The following is a 14,872-nucleotide window of genomic DNA, read 5'->3' as shown; positions in this document are numbered from 1 at the left end:
GAGGAATCGCTTCCTGGCAAAAAGCTGAACATAGAAAACTGATACATAATTGAAGAAACAACTCTGAAAATCTCGGCGGCGCTGTCCGGGTCGACATGGTTGGGGTCAATTTATGTTGAATGACGCTGGTATTCAGCTTGCGCTTGCCCATCCCCTGGTGGTGGTTCTCATTGCTCTTGGCGTTCTGGCGCTGTGGCGCGCCGATCCGCGGCGGCCGCGGTATTTGTTTTACTTCGGCCTGAGCTATCTGTTCTATGCCGCCGGAGTCACGTCGCAGGTCATCCTCGTTCCTTCAAGCCGCGCCTACAACGTACTGTTCAGCGGCATGATGTACCTGGTGGCCGTCACTGTTTTCGCGCAGGGGCTGATCGCCCTGTCCGGGGCGAGGCCCCGCTATGCGGCGCCGGCGGCAATTCTGATTGCCGCCTTGGCGTGCCGGGCATATTTCCTGTTCATCGAAGAGAACGGGGTCATGCGGTCGTACTGCTTGAACGGCGCCGTTTTCCTGGTGTTTTCTCATGGGGCGGTGGTGGCCCGAAACCTGCGCAAGGGGCTGTTGGCCGAACGGGTGGCGTATTACGCCTTCGTGTTGTTCACGCTTACCACCGTGCCTCGGGCGCTGCTCGTGACGACCAAACCATCTGGCGACTATGGCTTCGATTTCAGCGCATACTGGATATTCACCCAGGTTTCGATCTACGCCTTCGCCCCGGCGTTCGCGCTTGCATTGATCGTCACCATCGTCCAACGAAATGCCAGGGCGAAAACCATCAGCGACAAGAACCTCAGCCTCATCAGCCACGACCTGCGCGCCCCTCTGGCGACCATCGTGGGCAATCTGCGCTTGCTGGAAAAAACGGCGAGTCCGGAACAGATTGCCCATATGCGGGCGATCGAGCGCAGCACGCAGTATCAGGCCTCGCTGATCGAAGATATTCTTGCGGGCGGGCACGATGACTTTCGCTTGCTGAAGGTCGATCCCAGGCCCGTCCAGGTCGACGCCTTTCTGACCGAGCTGTGTGTCCATGGCCGAACATGGTGCCTTGCGCGGAACAACGACTTCTCGCTGCGCGTCCTGACCGAGCTGCCAGCTCATATCCAGACCGACCAACGCCGACTGAAGCAGGTCCTGCTCAATCTGATTTCCAATGCGGCGCTGGCGACTCGCCATGGCGACATTGCGCTTCATGTGGCGGCGTCGCCCGCAGAGCCCGGGTCGGCGACGCTCGAGTTCAGGGTCCTGGATACGGGGCCGGGCATCGAGGCCGATTTACTCGCCATGCTCTTTCAGGAAAATCAGCGTCCCGACGAGAAATGGCACGGCACGGGTCTGGGCCTGTACATTGCACAGAGAATTGCAAAGAATATGGGCGGCGTGCTCGAGGTGGCCAGCGAGCCCGGCAAAGGCAGCTGTTTTTCGCTCGTGCTGCGGGTGCCGGCATGCTCCAGTAGCCTGTTGCCGGCGGGATGGCGGCCGCTTGAATCAAATTTAGAGACGGGCGCGGCGGCAGCCGCCCAACAGTCCCTGCCGGCCGGCAAGCTTCCCAAGGTAGTGCGGGAGCAGTTGGCCGAGTACGCCCTTCAGGGCAGCTATAGCGACATCGATGATCTGCTCGAATCGGCGGTATTTTCTTCGTCATGCCATGACGGCTTCAGAACTGCGGTGAAAGCGGCGCTCGATGAACTGAATTTCGACGCAATTCATGAATTGGCCCAGCGAGGCTGACTTCACGCCGCTTTTGGGTATGATGGGCGCCTATGAGTATTTCCTCTTCACGCGTCCCGCTGGGCATCGCTTGCATCACGAGCGGCATCTTCTGTCTGACGGTCAGCGATACACTGGCTAAATGGCTGGGGCATATGTATTCCCCCATGCAGATCCTGTTTCTGCGCGGCGGCTTGGCCGCAATCGTCCTGCTGGGCCTGGCCGCGGCGGCGGGCGGACGCCAAGCGCTGCAGACCATGCATCCGGGCATACATCTGCTGCGCGGGGCCCTCAATGTGGCGGCGGCATACTGCTTTTACCTGAGCCTGACCATGCTGCCCCAGGCCGAGGCCACGGCCATCGCTTTCAGCGCACCGTTCTTCGTCACGATTATTTCTGTGCTGTTCCTGAAAGAAAAGGTCGCGCTGGGCGGCTGGCTTGCGCTGTGCATCGGGTTCGCCGGCGTGGTGCTGGTCGCGCGTCCCGATCCGGGCCACGTGCAATGGGCCGCGTTGCTGCCGCTGGCCACGGCGCTGGCCTACGCGGTCATGATGACGACGGCGCGCTACATCAAGGCCCAGGAAAGCATGCTGACCATGATGCTCTATCTTGCGCTGGGCCAGGCCGTTTTTGCCGGGCCTTTGTCTGTGCCGGTATGGCAGCCCATACAGTCCGAACACCTGCTGGGCTTTGTCGGCATCGCGCTGTTCAGCACCTTGGGGTTGGGCCTGATTTCCCAGGCCTTTCGCGTGGCCCCGGCCTCCATCGTCGCGCCCTTTGACTACAGCGGCCTGATCTGGGCCACGCTGTTCGGCTGGCTGGTCTGGCACGAAATACCCACCAGCTGGTTCTACATGGGCGCCTTGCTGATTGCAGGCAGCGGCATCTATGTCGCGCTATTCCACGAGCGCAGCGAAAAGACGCCTTCCTGAGCCCGCCTCGAAGCGTCCACTGTCAACAAACGTCAAGCCCGGATGAAATTCTTGGACAGCTGTCAAGCCATTTTTTATATATAAGGCCTGCTCTTGTTCAAACGAATTTTGTCTTTTTGTGAAGGCCTTTATTTCTCTCCCCCTGCCTGCCGCCCATCTGCTCATCGTCGACGGCAGCGCCGAAGAGCAGCATCTTCTCAAGGAGATGCTGCGCGGCAATGACTTTCACCTGAGCGTGGCCGGCGAGGGCCGGGAGGCCTATGAGCTGGCGCTGCAGTCACGGCCCGACATGATCCTGATGAACCTCCAGACGCCGGGCCTGGATGCCTTCGCATTGGAGCGCATGCTGCGAGGGAATCCCGTCACCGAGGACATCTCGGTGCTGTTCTATGCGACCGCCAAGCATTTCAACGGCCGCGATGTCGCCGAGCGCAGCGAAATGCTGGATTATCTCGTCAAGCCCTTTACCGTGGGGCAGCTGATCGAGCGGGTGCAGGCGCAATTGCGCTTGTCTCTCATGCTGCGCGATGATCGCGGCACAAGAAAAGAAACGTCCCGCTCCGGAGAGCGGGACGATTGGAACCTGGTTCGGCGCGCCAAAAAGCATCTGGAAGAGCGGCTGCCCGACATCCGGCGCCTCGCCGATCTTGCCGAGGCGGTATCGGTGCCGGAGCGGCGTCTGGCCCAGGCCTTTCAGAACTGCCTCGACATGTCGGTGGCCGAATACATACGCCAGGAACGCATGCGCAAGGCCAAATACCTCTTGACCCATACAACGCTCAGCGTACGGTCCATCGCGAGGAAGGTGGGCTTCTCGAGCGCCGCCAATTTCTCGACGGCCTTCAACAGTTCGGTCGGCGCGTCACCTTCCTCTTTTCGCAGTCAGGCGCTGGCAAATGCACTGGCTTTGAACCGGGTAATGGGCCAATAGCCCTACTGCGCTGTGCGCGGTACGTTGGGCGGGGTGTCGGTCGAGGTCGAATTGGACTCCAGGCCTTCGCGGTCGGTGGGGCTTGCCGGGTTGGGATTGCGGTCAGCCGGGCTGTCCATGGAGCCCGAAGTGGAGTCGCGGCGGCCGGTCGCATCGGGCATCCGGTCGGCAGGGTGCTGGCGATCCATGCGGTCCGAGGCACTGCCGTCGTGGCGGGTGTCCCGGTCTGTGCCGGGTACCGGCGCATCGCCCGGAGAGGTGGCTGGCGAGCCCTGCATGTCGGGTTTGACCGTGTCGCCTCCTTCGGCGTGAACCATCGAGGCCCAGGCCAGGGGCAAAGAGCATAGTATCGCGGCAATGGATTTTTTCATGGCGTTCTCCTGAGGGTCTTTGGTAAAGACTCAAGTGTGAAACCCGGACGGGTCGTTCAGAACGCAGCAAGCCTCGTGCCGCAGTGAGGGGTCAGATGAGAATGATCAGCGCAATGATGCCGACGACCAGGGCGGCCCGCAGCAGATGGTAGACGGTTTTGTTCCAGCGTTTGAGCCTGCGCCGATACTGGCCCACCACCCACGAGATGCGGAATAGGCGGCTGACCAGCCCCACTTGGTCGCCTTCCTGATTGGGAGAGGCCGCCGCCGTCATGACGACTCGGGAGAACCAGCGGTTGAAACGGGCCGCCCAGCCGTATTTCAATGGCCTTTCCAGGTCGCAGAACAGGATGGTGCGGGTCTGGTCCGTCGTGTTTTCGGCCCAGTGGATGTAGGTTTCGTCAAAAACCACGCTTTCGCCGTCGCGCCAGCTGTATCGTTGGCCGTCCACCTCGATGAAGCAGCCGTCGGCATTGGGGGTGTCGAGCCCCAGGTGGTAGCGCAGCGAACCCGCGTAGGGGTCGCGATGGGGGTTCAGCTTGGCGCCCGGCGGCAGCACGGCAAACAGGGCGGCCTTGACTTCGGGGATCTGGCGCAGCAAGGCCACCGTGCGAGGGCACAATTCGCCGGCCGAGGGGTGTTCCGCGTCGTACCACTTCAGATAGAAACGCTTCCAGCCGGTCTTGAAAAAGGAATTGAATCCCGCGTCGTCGTTGTTGGCGGCTGCGCGTATGCGTTCGGCCTGCGCCAGATTAGCGGCTTCTTCGCGTATCACCTGCCAGTTTTGATCGAGCGCGGCCAGTCCCTTGATGCCGGTGTCGGAGATATAGGGGCGCGCCGGCACGGCCGAAAACAAATACATGAAGGCATTGACCGGCGCCAGCAGGGCGGTGTGATTGAACACCGTGCGAAAGAAGCTGAGACGAACCTTGCCTCGAAAGTAGATGTAGGTCAGCGACCCCAGCCACAGGGCGATGATGGCTGCCTTGATCATATGGATTCCTGTCTATGGGCAATGAATGATTTTATCGCGTGCCGGCGCTTGTGGTGGGCCGGGCATGGCAAGCATGGCCTCGAAGGGCCGGGTGGAAGAAGGGCGCGGGAAGGAGGCTGCAAAGGCGGCCGGTCGGCATGCCGCATGTGCATGAATTTATTGGGGCAAAATTTTAACCTAATTTTGATGAGAAAAATATAGGATAAAACCCATGGAAGATACATTTATGAGTCTTGATAGTGCGGCGCATCAAATCATGTCGCGTCATAAAAATGAAATGTAAGTTACTTGAAATAAAAGAGTAATAGAAGCATAAATAGAAAAATAGGGAGTCTTCAAAGGGCGGATGAAGGTTGGGTTGAAGCGATTTATTGCGACGCAAAATAAGAAAATTCTGTTACAGCTGAAGCCATAAAAACAACAATTTCGTTGTGTTCAAGCAACAGAATCGAGAGAAAAACAGGGCTTTCCGGATATGTTCGTAGCCACTAACACTGTTCTTTGCTGGAATACCTCCAACTTCCGCTCGCGGAGTTGGATCGGCGGCAAACCAGCCTTCGCTGCCCTTTACTCAATCTACGGAGATTTTCAAACATGAAAAAGAGTTTGCTTGTTGCTGCTCTGATTGCCGGCTTTGCCGGCGCCGCCCAAGCCGAGACCTCGGTAACGCTGTATGGCCGTGTCGACGGCGGTATCGGCTACCAACAATTCAAGGGCACCAATCCCACCACCGGCGAAAGCTTCAAAGGCAGCAACACCGGCATGGCCAATGGAGTCATGGGGGGCAACCGCTGGGGCTTGAAGGGCGCCGAGGATCTGGGCGAGGGGCTGCAGGCTGTTTTTGTTCTGGAGAACGGTTTCAACCTCAGCGACGGAACGCAAAGCGACGGCATGTTCGGTCGCCAGGCGACTCTCGGCCTCAAGTCCTCCTCCTGGGGGCAGCTGGATTTCGGTCGCCAGACCACGGTGGCCAGCAAGTACCTGGCGGGCGTTGCCAGCCCCTTCGGACCGGATTGGGGTCAGGCTTCTGTCGGTTCGGCCTTCAGCGCCCTCAACAGCGTCCGCTACAACAACATGATCATGTACCAGACGCCCAAGTTCTCGGGCTTCCAGCTGGGTCTGAATTATTCATTCACCGGCAATGCCGGCACGCAGGGTTTCAAGACCAGCGGCGGCGACGAGCCGAACGACAAGGCCTGGGGCGCGGCGGCCCGGTATGCCAACGGCCCTCTGGCTGTGGCGTTGTCGTATGACGAATACAAGACGTCCGAAGTGCGCGTGGACGGCATCGGCGGAGACCGCGACACGGCGATCAAGTCCTGGAACCTGGCCGGCAGCTTCGACTTCGACGTCGTCGAAGTGCACGCCGCCGTGGGCCAGACTCGCAACGGCTGGTTCAAGCACGTGTCGGCGATTGACTATCGCGATATCGGCGGCACCGAGGACATGACGGGCCGCCAGACCTGGGGCGCCATCAACGATGCCAAGGTCAACTCCTATACCCTGGGTCTGAGCGCCCCGGTCGGCGCCAGCGGCAAGATTCTGGCTTCATGGGTCATGGCCGACCCCAAGGACGGTTTCGGCGACGACCGCCAGGACAAGCAGCACTTCTACAGCCTGGGCTATACCTACAAGCTCTCCAAGCGCACCAACGTCTACGCGTTGGGTTCGTACGGCACGGGCGTCCATTTCTACGACGACCTGAAGGCCACCCAGTTCGCCATCGGCCTGCGCCATCAGTTCTAACCGGCGCAAATAGCGGTAACGCTGCGGTCCGACGGTTTCCGCGTTCGGAAGCCGATCAGGGCGATGAAGTACGTTTCGTCGGTTTCATAGCGTCCGGCATGGACGCTTGCCGACGAAACGGCATGTTTCGGCAGATTTCAGTATGTTTGCTGCAACAGACACCCGCAATCGCCGGGCAACTGCGTAGTTTGATTTGGATGCGGCTGGCCAGCCATGGGTGAATACCCGTGCCTCTTGGTCGGCCGGAAGGGCCGAGGACGAGGAGGCAATTTCGGAATTGTCTAAAACTACATTAGATAAGCTAATAAAAACAATTAATTAGGTAGAGAACTAAAAATTTATTTTAAAAACTCGAACTGTTTTTTCCGTGAAATCGATGGATTTGACCATGTAGCGGCGTAGGCGCTTCGGCGAATGAAACTCCCCTTAAAACAACACTTTTGTTGCAGTAATGCTACAGAAACAGGAGAAAAGCAAACGTTTCCAGACGTGTTCGTAGCCAGCGAACAGGTTTTTTGTTGGAATACGTCCAGCTTCCACTGCGGAGTTCTAAAGGCGGTGAGTCTAAGTGCTTCACTGCCTGGTTAGTCAAATCTACGGAGATTCAAAACATGAAAAAGAGTCTGCTTGTTGCTGCTCTGATCGCTGGCTTCGCCGGCGTCGCCCAAGCCGAAACCTCGGTCACGCTGTACGGTATCGTTGACGCCGGCATCGGTTACGAGCGCGTCAAGGGTTCGATCGCCAACGATGACGGCGACCTGGTCGACGTCGACGGCAAGCGCACCGGCCTCATCAACGGCATCAACTCGGCCAACCGCTGGGGCCTGAAGGGCACGGAAGACCTGGGCGAAGGCCTGCAGGCCATCTTCGTGCTGGAGAACGGCTTCGACCTGGGCCGCGGCACCGCCAGCCAAGGCAACCGCATGTTCGGCCGCCAAGCCACGGTCGGCCTGAAGTCCGACGCCTGGGGCCAGCTCGAGTTCGGTCGCCAGACCAACATCGCCACCAAATACCTGGCCGGCGTAGTGACCCCCTTCGGCACCGACTTCGGTCAAGCCAAGTCGGGCACCACTTTCGGTGCGCTGAACAGCATCCGCTACGACAACCTGGTCATGTACCAGACCCCCAGCTTCTCCGGCTTCCAGCTTGGCGTTGGCTACTCCTTCAACACCGAAGGCAACCAGCGCTTCAAGACCAACGGCGGCGAACAGCCCAACGACCGCGCCCTGACCACCGGTCTGCGTTATGCCAACGGCCCCCTGGCTGCCGGCTTGACCTACGACCAGATCAAGGTCCGCGAAACTCTGGGCGGCGACTTTGCCGACGAAGCCGGCATCACCGTGCGTTCCTGGAACCTGGGCGCCAGCTACAACTTCGAAGTTGTGAAGGTGTTCGCTGGTTTCGGCCAGGCTCGCAACGGCTGGTTTGGCGCGCTTGAAACGGTTGACGGCTCGTTCGATCTGGACGCCGGCGGCTACGTTCCCGCAGACGGCCTGAAGGTCAACTCCTACTCGCTGGGCCTGAGCGCTCCCGTGGGCGCCAATGGCGAGATCATGGCCTCCTGGGGCATGGCTGATCCCCGCAGCGAAGACGAAGCCGAGAAGCAGCAGGTCTACAGCCTGGGCTACACCTACGCGCTCTCCAAGCGCACCAACGTGTACGCCATCGGTTCGTATGCCAAGCACGTGGCTTTCCAGGACGACCTGAAGGCCACCCTGGTTGGCGTCGGTCTGCGCCACAAGTTCTAATTGGCCGCAAAATAGCGGTAACGCTATGACCTGGCAGGGTTTTCCAGTTTAGGGAAAACCTTGCCTGAAACACGAACTTACGTTTCGTGGACTTAAAACCACTCTTCGGAGTGGTTTTTCTTTTAAAAGCTCCGTGGGCAGGTTTAGTATGGCCATGTGTACGGCATGTTTCGATTTTATTGCAACAGTCGTCATGTCCCCAGCGGCGGACAAACCCAAAAGCAGAGACACATCTGCGCTGTCGCTAAACCAAATCAGATCAAATCAAATCTACGGAGATTTCTCAAATGAAAAAGACTCTGCTCGCTGCTGCCCTCGCTACCGGCTTTGTTGCTGCCGGTGCGGCGCATGCAGAAACGTCGGTGACGCTGTACGGTATCGTCGACGGGGGTATCGGCTACCAGCAACTCAAGGGCACGGTCGCCGACCCTGTCACTGGTGAGCCCGTCGAGTACAACGGCAAGCGCACCGGCATGATCAACGGCATCAACTCCGCCAACCGCTGGGGCCTGAAGGGTACGGAAGATCTGGGCGACGGCCTGCAGGCTGTCTTTGTGCTGGAAAGCGGCTTCGACCTGGGCACGGGCGTTTCCGGCCAGGCGCTGGGTAACAGCAACCGCATGTTCGGTCGTCAGGCCACCGTCGGCCTGCAGTCCGATGCCTGGGGTCGCCTGGATCTCGGTCGCCAGACCAACATCGCCACCAAGTACTTTGCCGACGTCGCCAGCCCCTTCGGCGTCGATTTCGGCCAAGCGGCGGCCGGCACCACGTTCAACTCGGCGGCCAGCCTGCGCTATGACAACATGGTCATGTACCAGACCCCGAACTTCTCGGGCTTCCAGTTCGGCGTCGGCTATTCGTTCAACGCCAACGGTTCGCAGCAGTTCCGTCAAAGCGGCGGCGACGATCCCAACACCCATGCCTGGACCACCGGCCTTCGCTATGCGAACGGCCCGATCGGCCTGGCCGCTACCTACGACCAGTTTGAAGCGCCCGAGTCCTTCGGTGATGGCACGCCCAACCCCGATGGCGGCGTGAAGGTCAAGTCGTGGAACGTGGGTGCCAGCTATGACTTCTCGGTGGCCCGTCTGCACGCAGGCTTCGGCCAGACGCGCAATGGCTGGTTCCAGGGCATCACTTTTGCCGACCTGGATACCGCCGGCGCGCTGGTGGTCGAAGACGGCATGCGCGTCAACTCCTACACGGTCGGCCTCAGCGCCCCCGTGGGCCCGGGTGAAGTCATGGCCTCCTGGGGCATGGCTGATCCGCGCGGCACCGCCGGAGACGACGAGAAGCAGAACGTCTACAGCCTGGGCTACACCTACCCGCTGTCCAAGCGTACCAACATCTACGCTGTCGGTTCGTATGCCAAGAACGTTGCCTTCCAGGACGACCTGAAGTCCACCCTGGTTGGTGTCGGCATGCGTCACCAGTTCTAAGAAAACCGCTCCGAGTCGGCCCGGGCTACGGCCCGCGGCCTTTCGGTTTCCGTCCGGGCATGGTCGAGTCTACCTGGCACTCCGGACGGAATTCCGGCCACCCTTTCAGGGTGGTTTTTTTTCGCCTGGCCAAATGGACGTGTAAGAGAGGGCAGTCGGCGCAGGCGCGGCGGCGTCAGGCAGCGTCGCAGCCGCTCGAAATGCTACAATCGACCAGTTTACTTATCGTGATTGGATGTTGGGCATGAACCTGCAACAGTACTTTCCCGTCTTGCTGTTTATTATTGTTGCGATCTTGATAGGTTTTGCGCTCTTGACGGTGGGACGGGTGCTTGGGCCTCATCGCCCCGATGAAGAAAAGCTGTCCCCCTACGAGTGCGGTTTCGAAGCTTTTGACGACTCGCGCATGAAGTTCGACGTGCGCTACTACCTCGTCGCCATCCTGTTCATTCTTTTCGATCTCGAAATCGCCTTCCTGTTTCCGTGGGCAATTGCCAACGACGCAGTGGGCCTCGTTGGGTTCTGGACGGTTGTCGTGTTCCTGGCGGTGCTCACCGTCGGCTTCGTCTACGAATGGAGAAAGGGCGCGCTCGACTGGGAGTAGGCGCCGGCTTTCATCGCGGCATGGACCGCATCGCAACTTATTTGGCACGGCTCATACCGGTTCGCCGTGCCCCTCGCTGTACAAGCGTTAAGGCAAAATCATGGCTATTGACGGCATACTCAAAGAAGGTTTTATCACGACCAGCGCAGATAAATTTCTGAACTGGGCCAAGACGGGGTCCTTGTGGCCCATGACTTTCGGCCTGGCCTGCTGCGCGGTCGAAATGATGCACGCCGGCGCGGCGCGGTACGACCTGGACCAGTTCGGCATCATCTTCCGTCCCAGCCCGCGGCAGTCCGACCTGATGATCGTGGCGGGCACCTTGTGCAACAAGATGGCCCCGGCCCTGCGCAAGGTGTACGACCAGATGCCCGAGCCCCGCTGGGTGGTCTCGATGGGCTCCTGTGCCAATGGCGGTGGCTACTATCACTATTCCTATTCCGTTGTCCGGGGCTGCGATCGCATCGTGCCGGTCGACGTTTACGTACCGGGCTGTCCGCCCACGGCCGAGGCTCTGGTCTATGGGCTGCTGCAAATGCAGAACAAGATCCGTCTCACGAACACGATTGCGCGCTAGGCATGACCGGCGACCAATCCCTTTATTCAACGGTTGATGGCTTGCTATGACCCGGCTTGAAACACTGAAATCCAATCTGTTGGCGCAATTCGGCGAGGGCGCCGCGCTTGTCGAAGCCCTGAACGAACTCACGCTGGACGTGGCCTCCGACCAATGGGTCGACGCCTGCACGACCCTGCGCGACCAGCCGGCGCTCGATTTCGCCACCTGTATCGACTTGTGCGCGGTCGACTACTCCATGTGGGGCCAGCCGGCTTTCGACCAGCCGGCGCCGCAGTTTCCGCAGCGCTATGCGGTGGTGCTGCACCTGCTGTCGGTGTCCCACAACTGGCGCCTGCGGGTGCGCACGTGGGTGCCGAACGATGAATTCCCCATCCTGCCCTCGCTGGTCGACGTCTGGCCCAGTGTCAACTGGTTCGAGCGCGAGGCCTTCGATCTATACGGCGTGGTCTTCGAGGGGCATCCCGATCTGCGCCGCATCCTGACGGACTACGGCTTCATCGGCCATCCCTTCCGTAAAGACTTCCCGCTGTCGGGGCATGTCGAAATGCGCTACGACACCGAGCAGAAGCGCGTGATCTATCAGCCGGTCACCATCGAGCCGCGCGAGATCACCCCCCGCATCGTGCGCGAAGAAGGCTACGGAATAGAGCGTTAAACATGGCAGAAATCAAGAACTACACCCTGAACTTCGGGCCCCAGCATCCGGCGGCGCACGGCGTGCTGCGCCTGGTGCTCGAACTGGACGGCGAAGTCATCCAGCGCGCCGACCCGCATATCGGCCTGCTGCACCGCGCCACCGAGAAACTGGCCGAGCACAAGACCTATCTGCAGGCGCTGCCCTACATGGACCGCCTGGACTACGTCTCGATGATGTGCAACGAGCACGCCTATGTCATGACCATCGAGAAGCTGCTGGGCATCGAGGTGCCGCTGCGGGCGCAGTACATCCGCGTCATGTTCGACGAGATCACCCGCATCCTCAACCACCTGATGTCCATCGGTTCGCACGGGCTCGACGTGGGCGCCATGGCGGTGTTCCTGTACGCCTTCCGCGAGCGCGAAGACCTGATGGACTGCTACGAGGCCGTTTCGGGCGCCCGCATGCACGCGGCCTACTACCGGCCGGGCGGCGTGTATCGCGATCTGCCCGACGCCATGCCGCAGTATGGCGCCAGCAGCAAGTATCGCGGCGACAAAGAACTCAGGGCCATGAACGAGGCGCGTTCGGGTTCGCTGCTCGATTTCATCGAAGACTTCACCAACCGCTTTCCCACCTGCATCGACGAATACGAGACGCTGCTGACCGACAACCGCATCTGGAAGCAACGCCTGGTCGACGTCGGCGTCGTGGACCCCGAGCGGGCCAAGGCGCTGGGCTTCACCGGCCCCATGCTGCGCGGCTCGGGCGTCGAGTGGGACTTGCGCAAGATGGAGCCCTACGAAGTCTACGACCGCCTCGACTTCGACATTCCCGTGGGCACCAACGGCGACTGCTACGACCGCTATCTGGTGCGGGTCGCCGAGATGCGCGAAAGCAACCGCATCATCCGCCAGTGCGTCGAATGGCTGCGCAACAACCCGGGGCCGGTCATCATCGACAACCACAAGGTGGCGCCGCCGGCGCGCGAGCGCATGAAGCTGGGCATGGAAGACCTCATCCACCACTTCAAGCTGTTTACCGAGGGCATGCACGTGCCGCGCGGCGAAGCCTATGCGGCGGTCGAGCATCCCAAGGGCGAGTTCGGCACCTACATCGTGTCCGACGGCGCCAACAAGCCGTATCGGCTGAAGATCCGGGCGCCCGGTTTCGTGCATCTGCAGGCGCTCGACGAAATGTCGCGCGGCCACATGATCGCCGATGCCGTCACCATCATCGGCACGCTGGACATCGTGTTCGGCGAAATCGACCGCTAGGCGGCGCCCAAACCAGGTATAAACCGGATTCAAATTATGCTGCTTTCCGAACAAGCCTACCGAAAAATCGATAGGGAATTGACCAAGTTCCCGGGCGATCAGAAGCAATCGGCCATCATGGCGGCGCTTGCCATCGCCCAGGACGAGCAAGGCTGGGTTTCGACCGAAATCATCGAAGACGTCGCCGACTACCTGCAGGTGCCGCCCATCGCGGTGCAAGAGGTCGCGACCTTCTACAACATGTTCAACACCAAGCCGGTGGGGCGCTACAAGATCACGGTGTGCACCAATCTGCCCTGTGCCTTGCGCGACGGCGTGAAGACCGCCGAATACCTCAGCGAGAAGCTGGGCATCGGTTTCCATGAAACCACCGAAGACGGCATGTTCACCCTGATGGAAGGCGAGTGCATGGGCTCTTGCGGCGATTCGCCGGTGCTGCTGGTCAACAACAAGCACATGTGCGTTCGCATGGCGCCCGAGAAAATCGACTCTATGATCGAGCAACTCAAACGGCACGGAGAATCGGCATGAACGCTCCGGAAATACTCAGCCAGTTCTCGCACGGGCTCGACGTCGCGCCCGGCGGCGACCTGCCGCGCAGCATGATCTTCCATGGCCGGCACATCAAGCCGCAGATCGTCGCCGACCTGGACGGCAGCAACTGGCGCTTGCAGGACTACGTCAAGCGCGGCGGCTACGAAGGCCTGCGCAAGATCCTGACCACCGGCATGAAGCCCGAGGACGTCATCGCCGAAGTGAAGGCCTCGGGCCTGCGCGGGCGTGGCGGCGCGGGCTTCCCGACCGGCCTGAAATGGAGCTTCATGCCGCGCAACCTGCCGGGCCAGAAGTACCTGGTCTGCAACTCCGACGAGGGCGAGCCGGGCACTTTCAAAGACCGCGACATCCTGCGCTTCAACCCGCACATCGTGATCGAAGGCATGGCCATCGCCGCGTATGCCATGGGCATCAGCGTCGGCTACAACTACATCCACGGCGAAATCTTCGAAGTGTACGACCGCTTCGAAGAGGCCCTCGAAGAAGCGCGCGAAGCGGGCTTTCTGGGCGACCGCATCCTGGGTTCCGACTTCAGCTTCCAGCTGCACGCCTTCCATGGCTACGGCGCCTATATCTGCGGCGAAGAAACCGCGCTGCTCGAGTCGCTCGAAGGCAAGAAGGGCCAGCCACGCTTCAAGCCGCCGTTCCCGGCCAGCTTCGGCCTGTACGGCAAGCCCACCACCATCAACAACACCGAGACCTTCGCCGCCGTGCCCTGGATTTTCCGCAACAGCGGCCAGGCCTACCTCGAGACGGGCCTGCCCAACAACGGCGGCACCAAGCTGTTCTCGGTGTCGGGCGATGTCGAGCTGCCCGGCAATTACGAAGTGCCGCTGGGCACGCCGTTCTCGGAACTGCTCGAGCTGGCCGGCGGAATGCGCGGCGGCCGCAAGCTCAAGGCGGTGATTCCGGGCGGCTCCAGCGCTCCCGTGCTGCCCGGCGACATCATGATGCAGACCACCATGGACTACGACGGCATCGCCAAGGCCGGATCCATGCTGGGTTCGGGCGCGGTCATCGTCATGGACGAGACCCGCTGCATGGTCAAGTCGCTGATGCGCCTGTCGTACTTCTATTTCGAAGAAAGCTGCGGACAGTGCACGCCGTGCCGCGAGGGCACGGGCTGGCTGTATCGCATGATCCAGCGCATCGAGAACGGCCAGGGGCGCCCCGAAGACCTCGACGTGCTCGATTCGGTGGCTTCCAACATCATGGGGCGCACCATCTGCGCCCTGGGCGATGCGGCCGCCATGCCCGTGCGCAGCTTCATCAAGCATTTCCGCGACGAGTTCGCACACCACATCGAGCACAAAAGCTGCGTGGTGCCCAAATATCTGTAGGGTCAGGACAAGC

14 protein-coding genes are annotated in these 14,872 nt (G+C 60.5%); 12 read left to right on the top strand and 2 right to left on the bottom strand.

The genetic code is table 11. The features are described from left to right. Window positions 1–112: 112 nt before the first annotated feature. From CSC67_RS11405 to CSC67_RS11395, 3 genes are all read left to right on the top strand, one after another. Entirely contained in the window at window positions 113–1,726 is a 1,614-nt protein-coding gene (locus tag CSC67_RS11405; protein ID WP_118994637.1) for a sensor histidine kinase, read from the top strand. Window positions 1,727–1,758: 32 nt separating this feature from the next. Then, window positions 1,759–2,637: a DMT family transporter gene (locus CSC67_RS11400; protein WP_167752859.1), complete on the top strand. Its 879-nt coding sequence runs from the start codon at window positions 1,759–1,761 to the stop codon at window positions 2,635–2,637. A 118-nt stretch (window positions 2,638–2,755) separates the two neighbouring features. After that, window positions 2,756–3,568: a response regulator transcription factor gene (locus CSC67_RS11395; protein ID WP_118994636.1), complete on the top strand. Its 813-nt coding sequence runs from the start codon at window positions 2,756–2,758 to the stop codon at window positions 3,566–3,568. Between the two features lie 2 nt (window positions 3,569–3,570). Here CSC67_RS11395 and CSC67_RS11390 read toward each other — a convergent pair whose 3' ends face one another. Next, the gene (locus tag CSC67_RS11390; RefSeq protein WP_118994635.1) at window positions 3,571–3,939 is read right to left on the bottom strand and encodes a hypothetical protein; all 369 of its coding nucleotides are present in this window, start codon (window positions 3,937–3,939) and stop codon (window positions 3,571–3,573) included. A gap of 91 nt (window positions 3,940–4,030) precedes the next feature. After that, on the bottom strand, window positions 4,031–4,933 hold the full coding sequence (locus CSC67_RS11385) for an aspartyl/asparaginyl beta-hydroxylase domain-containing protein (RefSeq protein ID WP_118994634.1): 903 nt from the start codon (window positions 4,931–4,933) through the stop codon (window positions 4,031–4,033). A 594-nt stretch (window positions 4,934–5,527) separates the two neighbouring features. Between CSC67_RS11385 and CSC67_RS11380 the strand changes: the two genes are divergently transcribed. From CSC67_RS11380 to nuoF, 9 genes are all read left to right on the top strand, one after another. After that, window positions 5,528–6,679: a porin gene (locus CSC67_RS11380; protein WP_118994633.1), complete on the top strand. Its 1,152-nt coding sequence runs from the start codon at window positions 5,528–5,530 to the stop codon at window positions 6,677–6,679. A 611-nt stretch (window positions 6,680–7,290) separates the two neighbouring features. Continuing rightward, window positions 7,291–8,427: a porin gene (locus tag CSC67_RS11375; protein WP_118994632.1), complete on the top strand. Its 1,137-nt coding sequence runs from the start codon at window positions 7,291–7,293 to the stop codon at window positions 8,425–8,427. 287 nt (window positions 8,428–8,714) lie between these two features. Next, window positions 8,715–9,866 (top strand): porin, encoded by a 1,152-nt coding sequence (locus CSC67_RS11370; protein WP_118994631.1) that lies wholly within the window; start codon window positions 8,715–8,717, stop codon window positions 9,864–9,866. Between the two features lie 244 nt (window positions 9,867–10,110). Further along, window positions 10,111–10,470: an NADH-quinone oxidoreductase subunit A gene (locus tag CSC67_RS11365; RefSeq protein ID WP_118994741.1), complete on the top strand. Its 360-nt coding sequence runs from the start codon at window positions 10,111–10,113 to the stop codon at window positions 10,468–10,470. A gap of 100 nt (window positions 10,471–10,570) precedes the next feature. Further along, window positions 10,571–11,047: a NuoB/complex I 20 kDa subunit family protein gene (locus tag CSC67_RS11360; protein ID WP_017524972.1), complete on the top strand. Its 477-nt coding sequence runs from the start codon at window positions 10,571–10,573 to the stop codon at window positions 11,045–11,047. 46 nt (window positions 11,048–11,093) lie between these two features. After that, complete coding sequence (locus CSC67_RS11355) at window positions 11,094–11,705, top strand: NADH-quinone oxidoreductase subunit C (RefSeq protein ID WP_118994630.1); 612 nt, start codon at window positions 11,094–11,096, stop codon at window positions 11,703–11,705. Window positions 11,706–11,707: 2 nt separating this feature from the next. Next, a complete protein-coding gene (locus CSC67_RS11350; RefSeq protein WP_118994629.1) occupies window positions 11,708–12,964 on the top strand; it encodes an NADH-quinone oxidoreductase subunit D in 1,257 nt (418 codons plus the stop codon). Window positions 12,965–13,000: 36 nt separating this feature from the next. Then, the gene (nuoE, locus tag CSC67_RS11345; protein WP_118994628.1) at window positions 13,001–13,495 is read left to right on the top strand and encodes an NADH-quinone oxidoreductase subunit NuoE; all 495 of its coding nucleotides are present in this window, start codon (window positions 13,001–13,003) and stop codon (window positions 13,493–13,495) included. Next, on the top strand, window positions 13,492–14,859 hold the full coding sequence (nuoF, locus tag CSC67_RS11340) for an NADH-quinone oxidoreductase subunit NuoF (protein ID WP_118994627.1): 1,368 nt from the start codon (window positions 13,492–13,494) through the stop codon (window positions 14,857–14,859). The genes nuoE and nuoF overlap by 4 nt, the downstream gene beginning before the upstream one ends. Window positions 14,860–14,872: the final 13 nt, after the last annotated feature.

This window comes from Pusillimonas caeni (assembly GCF_003545815.1).
Taxonomy (GTDB): domain Bacteria; phylum Pseudomonadota; class Gammaproteobacteria; order Burkholderiales; family Burkholderiaceae_B; genus Pusillimonas; species Pusillimonas caeni.
The sequence above is the reverse complement of the archived record's forward strand: the minus strand, read 5'-3'. Positions and strand labels throughout refer to the sequence as shown.